This is a genomic window from Pseudomonas sp. LBUM1672 (assembly GCF_059695655.1).
Genome location: NZ_CP166781.1, coordinates 5,817,648 through 5,838,057 on the forward strand (window position 1 = coordinate 5,817,648; position 20,410 = coordinate 5,838,057).

17 protein-coding genes are annotated in these 20,410 nt (G+C 60.2%); 5 read left to right on the forward strand and 12 right to left on the reverse strand.

From position 1 onward, the window contains the following. Positions 1-93: 93 nt before the first annotated feature. Together ACA053_RS26680 and ACA053_RS26685 are read right to left on the reverse strand one after the other, a co-directional pair. A complete protein-coding gene (locus ACA053_RS26680) occupies positions 94-252 on the reverse strand; it encodes a YqaE/Pmp3 family membrane protein (RefSeq protein WP_007904205.1) in 159 nt (52 codons plus the stop codon). Positions 253-457: 205 nt separating this feature from the next. Beyond that, complete coding sequence (locus tag ACA053_RS26685) at positions 458-1,699, reverse strand: aspartate aminotransferase family protein (RefSeq protein ID WP_497394049.1); 1,242 nt, start codon at positions 1,697-1,699, stop codon at positions 458-460. A 169-nt stretch (positions 1,700-1,868) separates the two neighbouring features. Here ACA053_RS26685 and ACA053_RS26690 point away from each other — a divergent pair, with 169 nt between their 5' ends. After that, a complete protein-coding gene (locus ACA053_RS26690) occupies positions 1,869-2,798 on the forward strand; it encodes a LysR family transcriptional regulator (RefSeq protein ID WP_497394050.1) in 930 nt (309 codons plus the stop codon). Positions 2,799-3,025: 227 nt separating this feature from the next. On the opposite strand, the gene ACA053_RS26695 is transcribed toward ACA053_RS26690, so the two are convergent. The 10 genes from ACA053_RS26695 to bioB all read right to left on the reverse strand — a co-directional run bounded on the left by ACA053_RS26695 (position 3,026) and on the right by bioB (position 15,491). Further along, a complete protein-coding gene (locus tag ACA053_RS26695) occupies positions 3,026-4,804 on the reverse strand; it encodes an acyl-CoA dehydrogenase C-terminal domain-containing protein (RefSeq protein WP_497331398.1) in 1,779 nt (592 codons plus the stop codon). 190 nt (positions 4,805-4,994) lie between these two features. Further along, positions 4,995-6,791, reverse strand: a complete 1,797-nt coding sequence (locus ACA053_RS26700) for an acyl-CoA dehydrogenase C-terminal domain-containing protein (RefSeq protein WP_497314111.1) — start codon at positions 6,789-6,791, stop codon at positions 4,995-4,997. A 90-nt stretch (positions 6,792-6,881) separates the two neighbouring features. After that, positions 6,882-8,171, reverse strand: a complete 1,290-nt coding sequence (locus ACA053_RS26705; protein WP_109635364.1) for a GGDEF domain-containing protein — start codon at positions 8,169-8,171, stop codon at positions 6,882-6,884. Positions 8,172-8,412: 241 nt separating this feature from the next. Continuing rightward, positions 8,413-10,218, reverse strand: a complete 1,806-nt coding sequence (locus ACA053_RS26710) for a phenylacyl-CoA dehydrogenase (protein WP_497394051.1) — start codon at positions 10,216-10,218, stop codon at positions 8,413-8,415. Between the two features lie 280 nt (positions 10,219-10,498). Further along, positions 10,499-10,795 (reverse strand): pyrroloquinoline quinone biosynthesis protein PqqE, encoded by a 297-nt coding sequence (locus tag ACA053_RS26715; protein ID WP_497394052.1) that lies wholly within the window; start codon positions 10,793-10,795, stop codon positions 10,499-10,501. 107 nt (positions 10,796-10,902) lie between these two features. Continuing rightward, positions 10,903-11,583 carry a dethiobiotin synthase gene (gene bioD, locus ACA053_RS26720; protein WP_497394054.1) on the reverse strand — a complete coding sequence of 227 codons (681 nt, stop codon included), beginning with the start codon at positions 11,581-11,583 and terminating at the stop codon, positions 10,903-10,905. Continuing rightward, positions 11,580-12,392, reverse strand: a complete 813-nt coding sequence (gene bioC, locus ACA053_RS26725) for a malonyl-ACP O-methyltransferase BioC (RefSeq protein WP_497394055.1) — start codon at positions 12,390-12,392, stop codon at positions 11,580-11,582. The genes bioD and bioC overlap by 4 nt, the downstream gene beginning before the upstream one ends. Next, entirely contained in the window at positions 12,385-13,116 is a 732-nt protein-coding gene (locus ACA053_RS26730) for an alpha/beta fold hydrolase (protein ID WP_497314118.1), read from the reverse strand. The genes bioC and ACA053_RS26730 overlap by 8 nt, the downstream gene beginning before the upstream one ends. Continuing rightward, a complete protein-coding gene (bioF, locus tag ACA053_RS26735) occupies positions 13,109-14,287 on the reverse strand; it encodes an 8-amino-7-oxononanoate synthase (protein WP_497394056.1) in 1,179 nt (392 codons plus the stop codon). Before bioF ends, ACA053_RS26730 begins: the two co-directional genes overlap by 8 nt. Before the next feature lie 148 nt (positions 14,288-14,435). Further along, positions 14,436-15,491 carry a biotin synthase BioB gene (bioB, locus tag ACA053_RS26740; protein ID WP_438658123.1) on the reverse strand — a complete coding sequence of 352 codons (1,056 nt, stop codon included), beginning with the start codon at positions 15,489-15,491 and terminating at the stop codon, positions 14,436-14,438. Between the two features lie 92 nt (positions 15,492-15,583). Between bioB and ACA053_RS26745 the strand changes: the two genes are divergently transcribed. From ACA053_RS26745 to ACA053_RS26760, 4 genes are all read left to right on the forward strand, one after another. Next, positions 15,584-16,324 carry a ComF family protein gene (locus tag ACA053_RS26745; protein WP_497394057.1) on the forward strand — a complete coding sequence of 247 codons (741 nt, stop codon included), beginning with the start codon at positions 15,584-15,586 and terminating at the stop codon, positions 16,322-16,324. Positions 16,325-16,509: 185 nt separating this feature from the next. After that, the gene (locus tag ACA053_RS26750) at positions 16,510-17,274 is read left to right on the forward strand and encodes a TOBE domain-containing protein (RefSeq protein ID WP_497314126.1); all 765 of its coding nucleotides are present in this window, start codon (positions 16,510-16,512) and stop codon (positions 17,272-17,274) included. 58 nt (positions 17,275-17,332) lie between these two features. Beyond that, positions 17,333-19,234 carry a PhoX family protein gene (locus tag ACA053_RS26755; protein ID WP_497314127.1) on the forward strand — a complete coding sequence of 634 codons (1,902 nt, stop codon included), beginning with the start codon at positions 17,333-17,335 and terminating at the stop codon, positions 19,232-19,234. A 180-nt stretch (positions 19,235-19,414) separates the two neighbouring features. Beyond that, positions 19,415-20,389 carry a serine/threonine protein kinase gene (locus ACA053_RS26760; RefSeq protein WP_109635384.1) on the forward strand — a complete coding sequence of 325 codons (975 nt, stop codon included), beginning with the start codon at positions 19,415-19,417 and terminating at the stop codon, positions 20,387-20,389. Positions 20,390-20,410 lie beyond the last annotated feature (21 nt).

Consider the following 20,410-nt stretch of genomic DNA (forward strand, 5'->3'; position numbering starts at 1 on the left):
AGCAGGCTCGCTCCCACATTGGATTTGTAAACGACGCAAATCCCCTGTGGGAGGGAGCCTGCTCGCGATGCTATCTGTCAAACGCTGCAGAACTTAACGCTTGGCGATGATGTACACCGCATGCACGATCCCCGGAATGTAACCGCACAACGTCAGCAGAATATTCAGCCAGAACGCGCCGGCGAAACCGACTTGCAGAAACACACCCAGTGGTGGCAACAGAATGGCAATGATGATGCGAATGAAATCCATGGGGCAGCTCCTGATTTGAAGTGGGCTCGTGAAAGCCCTACAGCTAATCGACCTGCGCCATTCGTCAGGGTTCAGTAGGAACCTGGCCGAATACCGGAACCGAACGAATCGCAGGCAAAAAAACGCCCCACGCGAAAAGAATCAAACGTGGGGCGATGCGTTATTACCGCGAGACGGTTCTGGAATTCGTGCAGGAAGAGTCTGATCAGACCGCAATCCCCTTGCGGCACTGCAGTTGTGCGGTGCGTACGCGAGAAAAGGCGCGGGACAGACGCAGGAGCATTTCGTCAATGTTGGCGTTGCTGACGGTGAGGGCCGGGGTGAAGCGCAGGCAATCGGGTTGCGGGGCGTCGAGCAACAAGCCTTCGTACAACGCTGACTTGACTACGGCATCAGCCGAATCATCGGACAGAGTCAGCCCCCAGAGCAGCCCTTGCCCGCGCAGTTCACCGTGACCGTAGCGATGGGATAACCGACTCAGTCCTTCGCGCAGGTGCTGACCGGTTTCGCCCACATGATCGAGAAAACCCTTGTCCCGGATCGTGTTGAACACGGCAAGACCGGCCGCCGTCATCAGCGCATTGCCATGGTGAGTTCCGCTCAGTTCGCCCACCTCGAAACAGCAGGCGTTACCTCGCGCCAACATCGCGGCCAGTGGCACACCGCCGCCAAGCCCTTTGCCGAGGACGACGATATCGGCTCGAACGCCAAAGGACTGTTCAGCTAGCAAGGTGCCGCAGCGACCGATGCCGGTTTGCACTTCGTCGAGGATCAACAGAATGCCCAGGTCTCGGCACAGCCGTTCGACGCCCTTGAGGTAATTCTCGGTGGCCGGAATCACCCCGGCTTCGTTCTGGATCGGTTCGAGCAGGATTGCCACGGTCCGAGCATCGACCGCCGCGTGCATCGCCGCAAGATCATTGAAGGGAACGTGGTGGAAGTCCGACACGGAAATTGTCCCGAGACTACGGCCATGGCAGCCGTTACTCGCAACAATGATCCGTGAGGCCCCGCCGCGATGCCGCTGCCCCCATTTACGTGCCAGGTGAATCGCTGCATCACAGGCTTCCCTGCCACTGTTAAGCAGGTACGCCTGATCACTGCCGGTGCTAGCGCAGAGCCGCTCGGCAAGGTTGAGCATGCCGCGGTTGTGCAGGGCAAAACCCGGATTGATCAGTAACTGAGCCTGTTCCGAGATCGCGTTGACCAGCACCGAAGGGCTGTGGCCGAGGCTATTGGCGCCGCCACCTTGCGAGAAATCCAGATAAGCGCGGTCATCGCTGTCCCACAACCATGAGCCTTGGCCGCGGACGAAAATCTGTTTCGGCCGCTCGACACTGGGCATCAGGCACTCGCTGGAAAGGGTGTCGCGTCTGGAAGACTGGAAAGTGTCCACGACCAAGTCATCGAGACTCGGGGGATTGCGACGCAAGCTAAATAAATTCATTGGTTCAAACCTCGCTTGAGGTTTTTTGCCTTACCTATGTAAACACCATCGACGTAAACGGTATTCATCGTGCGTTCCGGCCCTGTAAGCCTTGTGAATACGGTTAGACTAGGCTCAGGCACGGCGTTGAGCCATTTCGATTTCCCAGCATTTTCGATAAGCGCACCTTATGGATTTCAAGCAACTGCGTTATTTCGTCGCGGTCTACGAGGAAGGCCACGTGGGCCGGGCGGCCGAGCGACTGTCAATCTCCCAACCGGCACTGTCGCAACAGATCCGCCAGCTCGAACAGAACCTCGATGTGAGCCTGTTCGAACGCAGCAGCAAGCGCCTGCTGCCTACCCTCGCCGCCCACACTTTGTACAACCATGCCGTGCCATTGCTTGATGGGCTGCAACGGGCGCGCGAAGCCTTGGGCAACTTCAAGGGCCAGGCGTTACGCACTCTGGCTATCGGCGTGTTGCAGACGGTTCACACCAGCCTGGTGCCGCAGATGCTCGAACGCGTGCGCAAGGCGCAGCCGCATCTGGTGGTGCAGATCTATGAGCTGACGGGGCTGGAAATCGAACGGCGGCTGCTCAATGGTTCGCTCGACATCGGCATCAGCTACCTGCCACCCCGTCAGCCGGGTTTACATGGCGTCATGCTGTACGAAGATGAACTGACCCTGGTCATCCCGGCGGACCACCCCCTGCGCGAATTCAAGAAAGTCTCGATGAGCCAGGCCGCCGAGTTACCCATGCTGTTGCTGGGAGAAGAGTTCCAGATACGGCAGATCTGGCAGACACAACTGGCCAATCTGGGACGACGCCCGCAGGTGCAGGCAGAACTGAACAACATGGCGGGGATTCTCGACAGTCTGCCCCACACCCGCCTGGCCACCGTCCTGCCCGGGCGCTCGCAAAAGGCGCTCGGCAATAACGAACTGCTGTGGAAACCGCTGACCGAACCGCGAGTGCCACTAAAAGTCGGATTGGTGTGTCGGGATGTGCAGCGGCAACAAGCCTCGCTGGCCTTGTTACGCACGCTGTTGGAGGAAGTGATGAACCGGCCGGACGACCACTTGAACAGCCCGACTGCGCCCCACGGGCTGAGCTGAATACTTTTCTCGAGGCAAAAGAAAACCCCGCCGAAGCGGGGCTTTGCAGACTGTTTCCCTGACATCCATTTCACTCCGCCGTCCTGGCAGAATCCTACGTGTCCGTGTTGTTGCTTTGCGCTTCCTGCGCGACGTCCATGTGAAGTAGATTAGCTCTGGATCCAATCTTCGCCTATGGGAGAACAGCAGCACGTCATGTAAGAGAATGCTTACATGACGCTATCGGGTCAGAACTGTGCAGCGTCCAGCAGAAACAGCGACTCGCTCCCCGCCTTCACCGACGCGCTCAACGAATGAATACGCGGCAACAGACGGGCGAAATAGAACCGCGCCGTGCCCAACTTGCTCGCGTAGAAATCGTCCTGCGCTTCTTTGCCCAGGGCTGCCTTGGCCATGAGCGCCCACATGTAGGCGTACGCCACGTAACCGAAAGTTTGCAAGTACTCGACCGACGCCGCGCCGATTTCGTTCGGGTTGTTTTTTGCCCGGTCCAGCAACCACGAGGTCAGTTCATCGAGTGTGGTCACGGCATCGTTGAGAGGCTTGGTGAACTCTGCCAAGTCAGCGCTGGCAGTGGCGGTGAAGTGACGGATTTCGTCCGCAAACAGGTTGTAGAACGCTCCGCCGGTGCCGACGATCTTGCGTCCTACCAGGTCCAGCGCCTGAATACCGTTGGTGCCTTCGTAGATCTGGGTGATGCGCACATCACGAACCAGTTGCTCCTGGCCCCACTCACGGATGTAACCGTGGCCGCCGAACACTTGCTGGCCGTGAACGGTGGTCTCCAGACCGAGGTCGGTGAGGAACGCCTTGGCCACCGGGGTCAGCAAAGCGACCAGATCTTCCGCACGTTTGCGGGTGGTCGCGTCTTCGCTGAACTTGGCGGTGTCCAGTTGCATGGCCACGTAAGTGGAGAAGGCACGACCGCCTTCGTTTGAGGCTTTCATGGTCAGCAGCATGCGACGCACGTCTGGGTGGACGATGATCGGGTCAGCGACCTTGTCCTTGTTCTGCGCGCCGGTCGGCGAACGGCTTTGCAGACGGTCGCGGGCGTATTCGACGGCGTTCTGGTACGAGCGCTCGCCGGTGGCCAGGCCCTGGATACCGACGCCCAGACGCTCGTAGTTCATCATGGTGAACATCGCCGCCAGGCCTTTGTTCGGCTCGCCGACCAGGTAACCCACGGCTTCGTCGAAGTTCATCACGCAGGTCGCGGAGGCCTGGATGCCCATCTTGTGTTCGATCGAACCGCAGTTCGCCGGGTTGCGCGCGCCCAGGCTGCCATCGGCATTGACCATGAACTTCGGCACAAGGAACAGCGAGATGCCTTTCGGCCCCGCCGGTGCGTCCGGCAGTTTGGCCAGCACCAGGTGGATGATGTTTTCGGTCAGGTCGTGTTCGCCACCGGTGATGAAAATCTTGGTGCCGCTGACTTTGTAGGAACCGTCGGCCTGAGGCTCGGCCTTGGTGCGGATGATCCCAAGGTCGGTACCGGCGTGCGGCTCGGTCAGGCACATGGAACCGGCCCAGACCCCGGCGTACATGTTCGGCAGGTACGCGGCTTTCAGCTCTTCGCTGGCGTGGGCGTTGATCGACAGGCAGGCACCGGCAGTCAGCATCGGGTACAGACCGAAGGACAGGCTGGCGGAGTTGACCATTTCTTCGACTTGCGCCGAAACGGCCTTGGGCATGCCCATGCCGCCGTAGGTCGGATCGCCACCGACACCGACCCAGCCGCCTTCGGCGTAAGTCTGATAAGCCTGTGGGAAACCGGCCGGCGTGGTGACGGCACCGTCCGCCCAATGGCAACCTTCTTCGTCCGCCGCACGGCTCAGCGGGGCAATGCTTTTGCTGGTGACCTTGCCGGCTTCTTCGAGAATGGCTTCGACGGTTTCCGCATCGACGGTCTCGGCCAGCGCCGGCAGCTCGGCCCAGAGTTTGGCGACCTCGAAGACTTCATTGAGGACGAAGCGCATATCGCGCAGGGGCGCTTTGTAGTCAGCCATGGCAAACCTCGCAAGATCTAAACAGGTGATTCGTGGGAATGGTGTTTTCGTTGGGTCCGAGTGTAACCCAACAACTTTTGCGACACATAGGGTCAGCCAGTGACCGTTTTGTAATGTTTAGTCACTGACCATTCAGTCATGAAAAAGCCCGCAAACGAGGCGGGCTTCTTTGTGTCTGGTTTTACAAAGACTAAAGCGCAAACAACTCCGCCGGCAGCTTCATCAGGCAATCGCTGCCCGCTTCGATGGCCGCCCGATGAGCGGCGGTGCGGGGCAGCAAACGCTTGAAGTAAAACTCGCTGGTTGCCAGTTTGCCCCGGCAGTAGTCGACATCGCCGATGCCCGCGTCAAGTTGTGCCTGAGCCACCAGCGCCATGCGCAGCCACAAATAGCCGAGGATGATGTAACCGCTATACATCAGGTAATCCACCGACGCAGCACCGACTTCGTCCGGATTCTTCATCGCGGCCATGCCGACCTGGGTGGTCAACTCGCCCCATTGCTGATTCAGGCCATTGAGTTGCGCCACATAGCTGGCCAGTTGTGGATGCTCGGCATTCGCCGCACAGAACTTATGGACGATTTTGGTGAAGCCACGCAGGAGTTTGCCCTGGCTGCCCAGCACTTTGCGCCCGAGCAGATCCAGCGCCTGAATGCCGTTAGTGCCTTCGTAGATCGGCGCGATCCGGCAGTCACGAACCAGCTGCTCCATACCCCATTCACGGATGAACCCGTGGCCGCCAAACACTTGCATACCGTGGTTGGTCACTTCCAGCCCGGTATCGGTCATGAAGGCTTTGCAGATCGGTGTGAGGAATGCCAACAGGTCTTCGGCGTCCTGGCGCGCCGTTTCATCCGGGCTCAGATGCGCCGCGTCCAGCAACTGCGCGGTGAAATAGGTCAGGGCGCGGTTGCCTTCGTTGAAGGCTTTCATGGTCAGCAACATCCGGCGCACGTCGGGATGAACGATGATCGGATCGGCGGCTTTTTCCGGTGCTTTGGGACCGGTGAGCGAGCGCATTTGCAGGCGATCGTTGGCGTACTTGATAGCACCCTGAAAGCTCGCCTCACCCAGACACAGACCCTGCATGCCGGTGCCGAGCCGCGCGTGGTTCATCATGGTGAACATGCAGTTCAAGCCCTTGTTCGGCTCGCCGATCAGGAAGCCCTTGGCCTCGTCGAAGTTCAGCACGCAGGTGGCCGAGGCCTTGATGCCCATTTTGTGTTCGATCGAGCCGCAGGAAACGCCGTTGCGCTCGCCGGCTTCACCCTCGGCATTGGGTAGGAATTTGGGAACGATGAACAGGGAAATGCCCTTGGTGCCTGCCGGAGCGTCCGGCAGTTTCGCCAACACCAGATGAATGATGTTGTCGCTCATGTCGTGTTCGCCGGCCGAGATAAAGATCTTGCTGCCGGAAACCGCATAGCTGCCGTCGGCGGAAGGGACGGCGCGGGTTTTGATGATGCCCAGGTCAGTACCGCAATGGGCCTCGGTCAGGCACATGGTGCCGGTCCATTGGCCGGCCGTCAGTTTGCTCAGGTAGGTGTTTTTCTGCTCGTCGGTGCCGTGGGCATGGATGGCCGACATTGCACCGTGGGTCAGGCCGGGGTACATGCCCCAGGAGGTATTGCTGGAGCCAACCATTTCACTAATGACCAGGCCCAGGGAGCTTGGCAAACCCTGGCCGCCATACGCCGGATCAGCCGCCAGACCATGCCAGCCGCCTTCCACGTATTGTGCGAAAGCCTGCTTGAAACCTGTAGGCGTTGTCACCACGCCATTGTCGAAATGGCAGCCTTCTTCGTCGCCGCTGCGATTCAGCGGCGCCAGAACGTTCTCACAGAACTTCGCACCTTCTTCGAGGATCGCATTGACCATGTCCGGGCTGGCGTCGGTGGCACCCAGCGCGGCGTAGTTGGTGTGGAAGTCGAAGACGTGGTCGATCAGAAAGCGCATGTCGCGCAGGGGAGCTTTGTATTCGGGCATGGTCATTTCTCCGTCAGCAGATCCCTCAAACCTACTGCCGCCCACCTTGCCTCACAATCACAGTCCAGACGCTGAATGCGCCATCATCACTCAACCCGCAGCGGCGTCCATGCGCACCGCGCCACGGCGAGTCTGACCGAAGGCCACCACACAATTCCGCCCGGCGCCCTTGGCGCTGTAAAGCGCTTCGTCAGCGGACTTGAGCACTTTTTCGGGGGTTCGTTGCTCCACGCGTTCGGCGACACCGATGCTGACGGTGACCGACACACTTGAAGCGCCGGAGCCCGCGCGACGCTGACGCCCCTGTTGGTCGTCCTGCGGGCGGGCGTCTTGGTTGCGCAGTTGAATGTTGTAAGTGGCGATGGACTCGCGGATGACTTCCAGGTGCGGCATGCACTCTTCGAGGGTCTTGCCCGCGAACACCAGGGCAAATTCCTCACCGCCGTAGCGATACGCCCTACCGCCTCCGCCGATTTTCGACAGTTTGCTGGCGACCAGTCGCAGCACTTGGTCGCCGACATCGTGACCGTGGGTGTCGTTGAATTTCTTGAAGTGATCGACGTCGCTCATGGCCAGCACGTAATTGCGCCCCAACCGCTGCATCCGCTCGTTCAAGGCGCGACGACCCGGCAGGCCGGTGAGTTCGTCGCGGAAGGCCATTTGATACGCCTCGTGAGCGACCGCTGCGGCAATCATCAACATCACCTGGCTGCACATGATGTTCAGGGTGAACGGCAGGATGAAGGTTTTCGGCAGCGCCCAGAACAACCCGAGCAAACCCACCAGCTGCGCGGCGTGCAAGGGTCTCGGGTTACGCCAGTATTGCCAGCTCAGCAGCAGGAACGAGGCGATGAATACGGGATAGGACAGCTGAATCAGGCTCATCCAGGCGCCGTGCAGCGCTGGCCAGCGGATTTCCGAAAGCCACATCAGCAAGGCCTGGGGATAACTTTGCTCCAGCCCGAGCGCGACACTGCCGACGGCCAGCAACACTGCGAAACGCGCCACCATGTCCTGAAACAGATGAGTGCGTTCCTGCCAGGCTGCGAACACGCCGAACAACAGCGGCAGCAACAGGCAACACAGATGGAAAATCACTGCTGCGTCATCACGAACCTTGCCGTGGTCGCGGTAATAGTCGGTCTGGGTATCGAGCAGGAAGTAGGCGATGTACACCGTGACCATCAGAAACAGCTCACGCTGCCTTCGGTAAACCGCGCAGTACGCACCGCCGAGCAACAGCACCAGGGTTGGCAGCACGTTGAACAGCGAAGTGAAGAAGACGTTGAGATCCTTGATGTAAGCGGCCGCAAGCCCCGCAAGTAAAAGCAGTATCGACGGTAGGAAATGGCTGAGACGTACAGCGGAAGAACGCGGCAAGGGTAAAGCTCCGACCGTCATGACAATAGATGGCATTGTGCCCACCTACTGTAACGGCAGACATGTCGACTTACTGAGTCAATTGTCGGGTTTTTTTAGCGTGTGTGTCAGTGGCCGTAGACCGGGTGGGCAGTGCCTCGATCCCATCAACAATCGCGGGCGACTGCTTTTACTTTTCCCAAGAACAAAAAAGCCGCTACCCCCGAAGGGATAGCGGCTTTGTGAAGAACAGCGTTAAGGCTTAGTAGCCCAGCGCGAAGTCCTCTTCTTTCATGTCCATCAAGTTGTTGGCACCCGACAGCATGGTTGCAACGTGAGTGCGGGTACGCGGCAGGATGCGCTGGAAGTAGAAGCGCGCAGTCTGCAGCTTGGCGGTGTAGAACGCCTCTTCGGAAGTGCCGGCAGCCAGCTTCTCGGCAGCCAGACGCGCCATGTCAGCCCAGAAGTAGGCCAGGCAGGCGTAACCGGAGTACATCAGGTAGTCCACCGAGGCCGCGCCGACTTCTTCGCGATCTTTCATGGCGGCCATACCGACCTTCATGGTCAGCTCACCCCACTCTTTGTTCAGCGCAGCCAATGGCTCGACGAACTCTTTGACCGCTTCGTTGCCTTCGTTGGTCTGGCAGAACTTGTGGACGATCTTGGTGAAGCCTTTCAGGGCTTCGCCTTGAGTCATCAGCACTTTACGGCCCAGCAGGTCGAGCGCCTGGATACCGGTGGTGCCTTCGTACAGCATCGAAATGCGGCTGTCGCGAACGTTCTGCTCCATGCCCCACTCGGCGATGAAGCCGTGGCCGCCGTAGATTTGCACGCCGTGGTTGGCGGATTCGAAGCCGACTTCAGTCATGAAGGCTTTGGCGATTGGAGTCATGAAGGCCAGCAGTGCGTCGGCTTTCTTCTTCTCTTCTTCGTCTACGCCGTATTTGACGATGTCGACTTGCTTGGCGGTGAAGTAAACCATTGCGCGGTTGCCTTCGGCGAACGCTTTCATGGTCAACAGCATGCGACGCACGTCAGGGTGAACGATGATCGGGTCAGCGGCTTTTTCCGGCGCTTTCGGGCCAGTCAGCGAACGCATTTGCAGGCGATCGCGAGCGTATTTCAGGCCGCCCTGGAAGCCGATCTCGGCGTGGGCCAGACCTTGCAGCGCGGTACCCAGACGTGCGGTGTTCATGAAGGTGAACATGCAGTTCAGGCCTTTGTTCGCCGGGCCGATCAGGTAACCGGTGGCCGAATCGAAGTTCATCACGCAGGTGGCGTTACCGTGGATGCCCATTTTGTGTTCCAGGGAACCACAGGTCACAGCGTTGCGCGCGCCGATCGAGCCGTCAGCGTTCGGCATGAACTTCGGCACGATGAACAGCGAAATGCCTTTGGTGCCAGCCGGTGCATCCGGCAGACGTGCCAGCACGATGTGGACGATGTTGTCGGCCATGTCGTGTTCGCCGGCCGAGATGAAGATCTTGGTGCCGGAAACTTTGTAGGAACCGTCGGCCTGAGGCTCGGCCTTGGTGCGCAGCATGCCCAGGTCGGTGCCGCAGTGCGGTTCGGTCAGGCACATGGTGCCGGTCCATTCGCCGGACACCAGTTTAGTCAGGTAAGCCTCTTGCTGCTCAGGCGTACCGTGCTCGGAAATGGTGTTCATCGCGCCGTGCGACAGGCCTGGGTACATGCCCCACGACCAGTTGGCTTCGCCAACCATTTCGCTGACCGCCAGACCCAGAGACTCCGGCAGGCCTTGGCCGCCGTGCTCTACGTCGTGGGCCAGGCTTGGCCAGCCGCCTTCAACGAATTGCTTGTAGGCTTCTTTGAAGCCGGTCGGGGTTTTAACGCCGGACTCGCTCCAGGTGCAGCCTTCGGTGTCACCCACGCGGTTCAGCGGAGCCAGTACCTGCTCACAAAACTTGGCGCCTTCTTCGAGAATGGCGCTAACCATGTCAGGAGTTGCGTCTGCACAAGCCGGAAGGCTCTGATAGTGCGCTTCGTAGCCGAGCAGTTCGTCACGAACGAAGCGAATATCACGCAAGGGGGCCTTGTAGTCAGGCATAGCGATAAACCTCTGCTGATGTAACCGGGAATGAACGACCGTGTTGATTTGTTGTGACGGTCAAACAGTTGTTTGAAACATACGTTTACGACCAAATCTTGTCAAGCGCCGATCTTTTGCCGTTCGTCATCACGCCACGCAAATGCCGGACACGCGGCCGCGCTGCCGCCGTTGACAACGCAACAGGCCTTGCAGGAAAGATTAGTTGAGGGAGAAGGACTTACGCACAAAAATGCCGCGAATAATCGCGGCGTTTTAGTGATGCGGATTCAGCGAGGGATCAAGCGAAAGTATCGATCAACGTGCCAAGCACTTCATCGGAAGCCTTGGCGACTTTGGCACCCGCCTCAACCTGAAACTTGCCCTGGGCCATCTCGACCATGTTGCTGGCCAGGTCAGATTGCTGACTGCGGTCTACCGAACGCAGGCGATCGATCTGGACCTCGGAAGACTGGCTGATCACCGAGCGCTCGATGGTGCTGCTGGCGATCTGGCTGGAAGCCTGATCGACACGGTTCTGCCCTGTCTGAATAGTGCTCAGACCGGCATAAAAAGCGGTGTTTCCTGAGATTTCCATAGGGGAACTCGTCCTACAAAGGATCAATGGCGGCCATTGAAACAGACCCGATGGCAAAAGGCCCGACAAAAACACTAATGGCACAGTGCCTTGTCATAGGCAAAATCTCAATCCAGCAGATCCAGTTGCAGATGTTCCGCCACCGCTTCTGCCGTGACTGATTTGAGTTTTGGCACTCGTCCAAGACAAGGCGCGGGAATACGCTCGGCGAGGGTCGCGAGGTTCTCTTCCAGACGCGAGGTTTTCGGATCGATGATATTGGCCACCCATCCCGCCAGCTGCAAACCGTCCTGAGCAATCGCCTCGGCTGTCAGCAGTGCATGATTGATGCAACCCAGGCGCACGCCGACCACCAGGATCACCGGTAGGCCCAGCGCCATCGCCAGATCCGACAGATTGTCCTGATCCGCCAGCGGCACGCGCCAGCCGCCGGCGCCTTCGATCAAGGTGAAATCCGCCTGCATGTCGAGAATGTCGAGCATCGGCGTCAACAATGATTGCACCGTCAGCGCCACGCCCGCCTCCCGTGCAGCCAGGTGCGGAGCGATCGGCGGTTCGAACGCCACCGGATTGATCTGTGCATAAGTCAAAGGCAACGAGCACTCGGCCAACAGCGCCAGCGCATCGGAATTACGCAACCCCTTGGGCGTCACATCACAGCCGGAGGCGACCGGCTTGCCCGCCGCCGTGCTCATGCCTGCCGACCGCGCAGCATGCAACAAGCCTGCTGCAATGGTGGTCTTGCCGACATCAGTGTCCGTGCCGGTGATGAAATAGGCTGCGCTCATACGGGTTTCTCCAACACGGCGTAGACCACCTGATAAGTCGCTGGCAATCCTTCGGCCTGACGAAACTGCTCATAAGCCTCGATCAAGCCGAGGATCCGCGCGCGACCGGTCAAACCACCCGGCCGACCAGGGTTCAAGTTGTGCGCGCCCAGTGCCTTGAGTTCATGCGTCAGGCTGCGCACATCCGGGTAATGCAACACATGCGCACGGGTTTGCAGGCCGACGACCTTCAACCCACTGGACGCGCACACATGTTGATAAACCCCCAACTCGCGGAAGCGATTGACGTGCACCATGCCATCCACCTGCCGCCAGCTGTCACGCAACTCAAACAACGTTCCTACGCAAAGACTAGCAAACGCGAAAATCCCACCCGGTTTCAGGGCCCGATACGCCTCACTGAGCACCGATTCGAAATCCGCACACCACTGCACCGCCAGGCTCGAGAAGATCAGATCACAGGTCGAATCCTGCAGCGGCAAGTGCTCGGCATCACCGGCGATGAAATGCGTGGCGCCGCCCAGTGGCCGGGCGTGGTTGAGCATGCCTTCGGCGATGTCCATTGCCAGTCCGTGACCGGCAGGAAAGCGCTCGCCCAATGCCCGGCTGAAATGCCCGGTGCCGCATCCCAGATCCAGCCAGACACCCGGTACAAAATCATCCGGCAAACGGCTCAACAACTGGCTGCCGACATCGCGCTGCAGTTCAGCCACGCTGTCGTAGCTCGCCGCCGCGCGGGAAAAGGAGGCCGCTACCTGGCGCTTGTCGGGCAAGCCGCCGGGCAGATTGGGAAGGGATAAATCAGTCATCACCGGACTCGTGCAAAAAGGCCTGGATCGCCCCCGCCACACCGTGGGGATCTTCCAGAAGAAATGCATGGCTGGCCTGTTCAATCAGACCGATTTCGACGTCCGGAAGCAAGGCCAACAAATCACCCGCCGCTTCCGCCGGAACCAGACCGTCGAGGCCGGCGAACAAATGCAGTTGTGGACCGCGAAATGCCTGCAACGCTTGACGGGTATCCAGTTGGGCGAGCACTTCCAGTCCGCTCATCAGCACCGCTTCTGAGGTATGCGGCGCCCCACCGAGCAACAACCGCGACAGCCCGCGAGGATCTTCCGAGCCTTGGGCGCAAAGGAGTGAAAAGCGCTTCAACGTCATCCGCGGGTCGGCTTTGCAACCGGCGAGAAACGCATCGAAGGTTTCGCCAGGCATCGCACTCGGCCACTGCTCATGGGCGACAAAAGAAGGATTGCTCGCCAAGGTCAGCAAGCCGCAGCAACGATCACCCCGACGCGCCGCCAGCTCAGACGCAAGCATGCCGCCGAGGGACCAGCCACCGAGCCAGGCGTCTTGCGGGATCGTCGAATCCAGCTCATCGAGCCACTCTTCAAGCTCGCTCGATTCCAGTTCCGGCAACGGCTCGATCTCGACCCGCAGATGCTCATCCAGCCCCTGCAACGCGGCTGCCAACGGTTCCAGCGGTGAAATTCCGAGGCCCCAACCTGGCAGCAGAATCAGTCGATCACGCATGGTTTGGCTCCGGTCCAAGTTGTTGGAAACAATCGGCCAGTCCATTCAACAATAGCTGCACCTGCGCCTCGCTGTGGGCGGCGGTCAGGGTCACGCGCAGACGGGCGCTGCCGGCAGGCACGGTGGGCGGTCGAATCGCCGTGACCATCAGCCCGCGCTCGCGCAGCATCTGCGACAGTCGCATCGCACGCCCGGCATCGCCGATCATGATCGGCTGGATCGGCGTGAAGCTGTCCATCAACTCAAGGCCGATCTGCTCGGCGCCATGACGGAACTGGCGGATCAAGACTTTCAGATGCTCGCGACGCCAATGTTCAGTGCGCAGCAGCTCGAGGCTTTTGAGCGTCGCACAGGCCAGGGCCGGCGGTTGGCTGGTGGTGTAGATGTAGGGGCGGGCAAACTGGATCAGGCTTTCGATCAGCTCTTCGCTGCCGGCCACAAAGGCACCCGCGGTGCCGAACGCTTTGCCAAGGGTGCCGACCAATACCGGCACGTCTTCCTGGCTCAGACCGAAATGCTCGACGATCCCGCCGCCGTTGGCGCCCAGCGGACCGAAGCCATGGGCGTCATCGACCATCAGCCACGCGCCTTTGGCCTTGGCTTCACGGGCCAGCGCCGGCAAGTCCGCGATATCGCCGTCCATGCTGAACACGCCGTCGGTGACCACCAGCGTATTGCCGGTCGCCTTCTCCAGACGCTTGGCCAGACTCGCCGCGTCGTTGTGCAGATAACGATTGAAACGCGCGCCGGACAACAATCCAGCATCCAGCAACGATGCGTGATTGAGTCGGTCTTCCAGAACCGTATCGCCCTGCCCGATCAACGCGGTGACCGCGCCAAGGTTGGCCATGTAACCGGTGGTGAACAGCAGCGCACGCGGGCGACCCGTCAGATCCGCCAACGCTTCCTCCAGCTCATGGTGTGGCGTGCTGTGGCCGATGACCAGGTGCGACGCCCCGCCACCGACGCCCCAACGGGCCGCACCGGCGCGCCAGGCTTCGATCACTTGCGGGTGATTGGAGAGGCCCAGATAGTCGTTGTTGCAGAACGCCAGCAACGGCTGACCGTCGACCACCACTTCCGGGCCTTGAGGGCTTTCGAGCAGCGGGCGCTGGCGATAAAGGTTTTCGGCACGACGGGCAGCAAGGCGTGCGGCGAGATCGAAAGACATGCAGGCCTCGAGGATCAGTATGGGTTTTCACCCAGTCCCAGTGTGGGAGCGGGCTTGCTCGCGAAGGGGCCGTCACATCCAACATTGATGGTGACTGAAACTCCGCCTTCGCGAGCAAGCCCGCTCCCACATTGGATTTGTGTCGGGGTCAGACGGCGGCGTTATAGAACTGCTCGCTGCTCTTCTGCTCCACCAGCGCTTGTTCGATCGCCGCCTGATGCACCTCGTCCGCGTGCTCTTCGCGCGCTTCCGGCAGGATCCCCAGGCGCGAGAACAGTTGCATGTCCTTGTCGGCCTGCGGGTTGGCGGTGGTGAGCAGTTTGTCGCCGTAGAAAATCGAGTTGGCACCGGCGAAGAACGCCAAAGCCTGCATCTGCTCGTTCATCGCTTCGCGGCCGGCGGACAGGCGCACGTGGGATTGCGGCATCAGGATGCGCGCGACGGCGAGCATGCGGATGAAGTCGAATGGGTCGATGTCTTCGGCATTTTCCAGCGGCGTGCCGGCGACTTTCACCAGCATGTTGATCGGCACTGACTCCGGATGCTCCGGGAGGTTGGCTAACTGGATCAGCAGATTGGCGCGATCATCGAGAGACTCGCCCATGCCGAGAATGCCGCCGGAGCATATCTTCATCCCGGACTCACGCACGTAGGCCAGCGTTTGCAGGCGCTCGCTGTAAGTGCGGGTGGTGATGATGCTGCCGTAGAACTCAGGCGAGGTATCGAGGTTGTGGTTGTAGTAGTCGAGGCCGGCGTCAGCCAGAGCGACGGTCTGGTCCTGATCCAGTCGCCCTAGGGTCATGCAGGTTTCCAGGCCCATGGCTTTCACGCCTTTGACCATTTCCAACACGTACGGCATGTCTTTGGCCGATGGGTGTTTCCAGGCAGCGCCCATGCAGAAACGGGTCGAACCGATGGCCTTGGCGCGAGCGGCCTCTTCGAGGACCTTCTGCACTTCCATCAGTTTTTCTTTTTCCAGGCCGGTGTTGTAGTGACCGGACTGTGGACAATATTTGCAATCTTCCGGGCAGGCGCCGGTTTTGATCGAGAGCAGGGTGGAAACCTGGACGCGATTGGCGTCGAAATGCGCGCGGTGCACCGTCTGCGCCTGGAACAACAGGTCGTTGAATGGCTGTACGAAGAGTGCTTTGACTTCGGCCAAAGACCAGTCATGACGCAGGGTTGCAGAGGTGCTGGCGCTCATGGGCGTTTCCTTTGTTTTATGCTTGGCAAGCGGTCGGGGGATGGAATACCCACAGACGCGACACGGATGTTCGGCATATTTAAGGAAGAGCGATGCGCTGTCAACCACCATACGTAGGACCGGTTTACATCTGGTTAAATAATGATCAACACTGCTTACTCTGCAGCGAGGCCACCGAAGAAGTCAGGCCCATCTGCATGGCCTGCGAAACGGACCTGCCCTGGCTGGGGGATCACTGCCAGACCTGCGCCCTGCCATTGCCTGCGGCGGGCCTGACGTGTGGCCCATGTTTAAAACGGCCGCCGGCTTTCGAGCGGGTCGCTGCGCCCTGGACTTACAGTTTTCCGGTGGACACGTTGATCACGCGCTTCAAGCACAGCGCCAAGTGGCCGTTTGGCCGCCTGCTCGGCGAACTTCTCGCGCAATACCTGCAACATCGCTTCGATGAGGACCTTGATCGGCCCGACGCTCTGGTCCCTGTTCCGCTTGCTGCTAAACGCCTGCGTCAACGGGGTTTCAACCAGGCCGCGATGCTCGCCCGCTGGCTCGGTGACAGCCTCAACATCCCTTGCGATGAAAAACTGCTGCTGAGGATTCAGGACACCAGCGCGCAACAAGACCTGAATGCCGATGCGCGCAAGAAGAACCTGCGCAATGCTTTTGCGCTGGTGCCCGAAGCATCCATCAAGGGCCGGCACCTGGCGATCGTGGACGACGTGCTGACCACCGGCGCCACCGCACAGGCCCTGGCCCGCCTGTTGATGGACGCTGGCGCGGCACGGGTCGACGTCTACTGCCTGGCCCGCACGCCCAAACCCGGCGATGCGGTTTAACCCAGGGGCGCAAAACCTGTGGGAGCGGGCTTGCTCGCGAAGGCGGCTTGGCATTCAACATCGATGTCGACTGAACTGACGCCTTCGCGAGCAAGCCCGCTCCCACAGGGTTTGTGGTCTGACTTGACTCCAGCAGTCCAAGCCGCCAACGTCCTCCCCATCGCCACAACCCAAAGCCTCTCTCCATGTCCTTGCCCACCTTGTTGTCTCAGCACATTGCCCGTCGCCCGCAGCGCATCGCGTTGCTGCAGCACATCGCCGAACAGGGCTCGATCACCCGCGCCGCGAAAAGCGCGGGGCTGAGCTACAAGGCGGCCTGGGATGCCATCGATGAGCTGAACAACCTCGCGCAAAAACCGCTGGTGGAACGCAGCGTCGGCGGCAAGGGCGGCGGTGGCGCCAAGCTCTCCAGCGAAGGTGAGCGCGTGCTGCGCCTGTATCAAAAGCTGCAAGCGTTGCAGGCCCAGGTGCTGGAAGCCGCGGAAGATGCCAGCGACCTGGACCTGCTCGGTCGGCTGATGCTCAGAACCAGCGCGCGCAATCAATTGCACGGAAAGATCGTGGCGATCCGCAGCCAGGGGCACAACGATCGAGTCCGTCTTGAACTGGCCGAAGGCTTGACCCTCGATGCGCAGATCACTCACGACAGCACCCTGCGCATGGAGCTGGAGACCGGCACCGAAGTCGTGGCCCTGATCAAGGCCGGTTGGCTGGAGTTGCTGGGCATCGATCAACAAACAACACCCGGCAACAATTGCCTCACGGGCATGATCGAAACCATTCTCGATGCCAAAGACGGCCCCAGCGAAGTGCGAATCGGCCTTCCCAACGGCCAGACCCTCTGCGCACTGGCCGAGCCGCTGCACTTGCGAACGCTAGGTCTTGCCGCAGACAAACCGGTGCGGGTGCAGTTCGCGCCGTCCAATGTTTTGCTCGGCACTCCACTCTGAAACAAAAGCTTCATCGACGCTCTTTAAGGTGGCTGCAAAAACCAACAGGGAGCCTGATGTGAGCCTATTAGAAGAAAACCAGTCCACCGACCTCGAGAAAATGGTCGGTCTCAGCCGCCGTGGCTTCATCAGCGCCGGTGCCCTCTGCGGTGCGGCCATGTTCCTCGGCGGCAACCTTCTGAGCCGCAGCGTGCTGGCCGCGAGTGTCAGTGCAGGCTCCAGCAAACTGTTGGGTTTTGACAGCATTCCCGCCGCCACCAGCGACGCTATTACCTTGCCGCCGGGTTACAAGTCCTCGGTGTTGATCAGTTGGGGCCAGCCTTTACAGAAAAACGGTCCAGCGTTCGACCCGAGTGGCAACGGCACCGCCGAGCAGCAGGAAGTCCAGTTCGGCGACAACAACGACGGCATGAGCCTGTTCGAGTTTCCTGGCGAGAAAGACCGGGCGCTGATGGCGATCAACAACGAATACACCAACTACCGCTACCTCTACCCGCACGGCGGCATGCCGCAATCGGCGCAAGAGGTGCACAAGGCACTGGCCTGCGAAGGCGTGTCGGTGATCGAAGTGCAGCGCAAGAACGGCCAATGGCAATTCGTCCAGGGCTCGCGCTACAACCGCCGCATCCACGGCAACGCGCCGATCAACCTGAGCGGCCCGGCCGCCGGTCATGCCTTGGTGAAAACCAGCGCCGACCCACAGGGCAAGCATGTCCTCGGCACTTTCCAGAACTGCGCTAACGGTAAGACGCCGTGGGGCACCTATCTGACCTGTGAAGAAAACTTCACCGATTGTTTCGGCAGCAGCAATGCCGAGCAGAAGTTCGATGCCGCACAAAAACGCTACGGCGCAGTGGCTGCCAGCAAAGAGATCAACTGGCATCAACACGATGAGCGCTTCGATTTGGCGAAAAATCCGAACGAGCTCAACCGCCACGGCTGGGTCGTGGAAATCGACCCGTTCGATCCGCAATCGACACCGGTCAAGCGCACCGCCCTGGGCCGCTTCAAACATGAAAACGCCGCCCTGGCCGAAACCAATGACGGCCACGCCGTGGTGTACATGGGCGACGATGAGCGCGGCGAGTTCATCTACAAATTCGTCAGCCGCGACAAGATCAACCACAAAAACCCCAAGGCCAACCGCGACCTGCTGGACCACGGCACGTTGTACGTGGCGCGTTTCGATGCGGGCGACAGCAACGCCGATCACCCCAAAGGCCAGGGCGAATGGATCGAACTGACCCACGGTAAAAACGGCATCGACGCCAGCAGTGGTTTTGCCGATCAGGCCGAAGTCTTGATTAACGCGCGCCTCGCGGCCAGCGTGGTGAAAGCCACACGCATGGACCGTCCGGAATGGATCGTCGTCAGCCCGAAAGATGGCCAGGTTTACTGCACGCTGACCAACAACGCCAAACGCGGCGAAGACGGCCAGCCCGTGGGCGGACCGAACCCGCGCGAGAAGAACATCTACGGGCAGATCCTGCGCTGGCGCACCGACCGCGACGATCACGGCTCGAAAAGCTTTGCCTGGGACCTGTTTGTGGTCGCCGGCAACCCGGGCGTCCACGCTGGCACGCCGAAGGGCGGTTCGTCGAACATCACGCCACAGAACATGTTCAACAGCCCGGATGGTTTGGGCTTCGACAAGGCCGGACGGTTGTGGATTCTCACGGATGGCGATTCGAGCAATGCCGGGGATTTTGCCGGTATGGGTAACAACCAGATGCTCTGCGCCGATCCGGTGACCGGGGAGATTCGTCGGTTCATGGTCGGGCCGGTGGGTTGCGAGGTGACGGGGATCAGCTTTTCACCGGATCAGAAGACGCTGTTTGTCGGGATTCAGCATCCGGGGGAGAACGGGGGATCGACGTTCCCTGAGCATCTGCCGAATGGCAAGCCGCGGTCATCGGTGATGGCGATTTCCCGCGAGGATGGCGGGATCGTCGGCGCCTGACAGGGCCCCATCGCGAGCAGGCTCGCACACACTGGATCTGCGACACACCGCAAATCCCCTGTGGGAGCTAGCCTGCTAGCGATGGCAACACCACTCATCTCAAGCCTTAACACTAAAGACGGCCCGTCTGCGCTACCATGCTTGGCCGGACGCGGCAGCCTGCTGCGCGCAGGAGTCAGCATGGCCCACCCGTTTGCAACCCTCACCCCAGACCTCGTGCTCGATGCCGTCGAAAGCATCGGCTTTCTCAGCGACGCGCGCATTCTGGCGCTCAACAGCTACGAGAACCGCGTCTACCAAGTCGGCATCGAAGACTCCGAGCCGCTGATCGCCAAGTTCTATCGCCCACAACGCTGGACCAACGAAGCGATTCTCGAAGAGCACCAGTTCACCTTCGAACTCGCCGAATGCGACGTACCGGTGGTCGCGCCGATGATTCACAACGGCGCCAGCCTGCACGAACATGCCGGGTTCCGTTTCACCCTGTTCCCCCGCCGTGGCGGCCGTGCGCCGGAGCCGGGCAATCTCGATCAGCTGTATCGCCTGGGCCAACTGCTCGGCAGGCTGCACGCCGTCGGTGCGACCAAGCCGTTTGAACACCGTGAAGCACTGGGTGTAAAGAACTTCGGTCACGATTCGCTGACCACATTGCTCGAAGGCAACTTCGTGCCCAAAAGCCTGCTGCCAGCCTACGAGTCCGTGGCCCGCGACCTGCTCAAGCGCGTGGAAGAGGTCTACAAGGCGACGCCACACCAGAACATCCGCATGCACGGCGATTGCCACCCCGGCAACATGATGTGTCGCGACGAGATGTTCCACATCGTCGACCTCGACGACTGTCGCATGGGCCCGGCGGTCCAGGACATCTGGATGATGCTGGCCGGTGATCGCCAGGAATGTCTCGGTCAGTTGTCGGAATTGATGGACGGTTACAACGAATTCCACGACTTCGACCCGCGCGAACTGGCGCTGATCGAACCGCTGCGCGCCTTGCGCCTGATGCACTACAGCGCCTGGCTCGCCCGCCGCTGGGACGACCCGGCATTCCCCCACAGTTTTCCGTGGTTTGGCAGTGAACGGTATTGGGGAGATCAGGTGTTGGCGTTGCGTGAGCAATTGGCTGCGCTGAACGAAGAACCGCTGAAACTCTTCTAACAACTACAAATTCCCAGTGGG

What these genes read in the sequence shown, in the direction of transcription:
- ACA053_RS26700 (WP_497314111.1), bottom strand. Translation starts at nt 6,791, where the DNA reads ATGCCCGAATACAAAGCTCCCCTGCGCGACATGCGCTTTCTGATCGAC.
- ACA053_RS26760 (WP_109635384.1), top strand. Translation starts at nt 19,415, where the DNA reads ATGGCCCACCCGTTTGCAACCCTCACCCCAGACCTCGTGCTCGATGCC.
- ACA053_RS26730 (WP_497314118.1), bottom strand. Translation starts at nt 13,116, where the DNA reads ATGCGTGATCGACTGATTCTGCTGCCAGGTTGGGGCCTCGGAATTTCA.
- ACA053_RS26745 (WP_497394057.1), top strand. Translation starts at nt 15,584, where the DNA reads ATGCGCTGTCAACCACCATACGTAGGACCGGTTTACATCTGGTTAAAT.
- bioB (WP_438658123.1), bottom strand. Translation starts at nt 15,491, where the DNA reads ATGAGCGCCAGCACCTCTGCAACCCTGCGTCATGACTGGTCTTTGGCC.
- ACA053_RS26750 (WP_497314126.1), top strand. Translation starts at nt 16,510, where the DNA reads ATGTCCTTGCCCACCTTGTTGTCTCAGCACATTGCCCGTCGCCCGCAG.
- bioC (WP_497394055.1), bottom strand. Translation starts at nt 12,392, where the DNA reads ATGACTGATTTATCCCTTCCCAATCTGCCCGGCGGCTTGCCCGACAAG.
- ACA053_RS26695 (WP_497331398.1), bottom strand. Translation starts at nt 4,804, where the DNA reads ATGGCTGACTACAAAGCGCCCCTGCGCGATATGCGCTTCGTCCTCAAT.
- ACA053_RS26685 (WP_497394049.1), bottom strand. Translation starts at nt 1,699, where the DNA reads ATGAATTTATTTAGCTTGCGTCGCAATCCCCCGAGTCTCGATGACTTG.
- ACA053_RS26710 (WP_497394051.1), bottom strand. Translation starts at nt 10,218, where the DNA reads ATGCCTGACTACAAGGCCCCCTTGCGTGATATTCGCTTCGTTCGTGAC.
- bioF (WP_497394056.1), bottom strand. Translation starts at nt 14,287, where the DNA reads ATGTCTTTCGATCTCGCCGCACGCCTTGCTGCCCGTCGTGCCGAAAAC.
- bioD (WP_497394054.1), bottom strand. Translation starts at nt 11,583, where the DNA reads ATGAGCGCAGCCTATTTCATCACCGGCACGGACACTGATGTCGGCAAG.
- ACA053_RS26680 (WP_007904205.1), bottom strand. Translation starts at nt 252, where the DNA reads ATGGATTTCATTCGCATCATCATTGCCATTCTGTTGCCACCACTGGGT.
- ACA053_RS26690 (WP_497394050.1), top strand. Translation starts at nt 1,869, where the DNA reads ATGGATTTCAAGCAACTGCGTTATTTCGTCGCGGTCTACGAGGAAGGC.
- ACA053_RS26715 (WP_497394052.1), bottom strand. Translation starts at nt 10,795, where the DNA reads ATGGAAATCTCAGGAAACACCGCTTTTTATGCCGGTCTGAGCACTATT.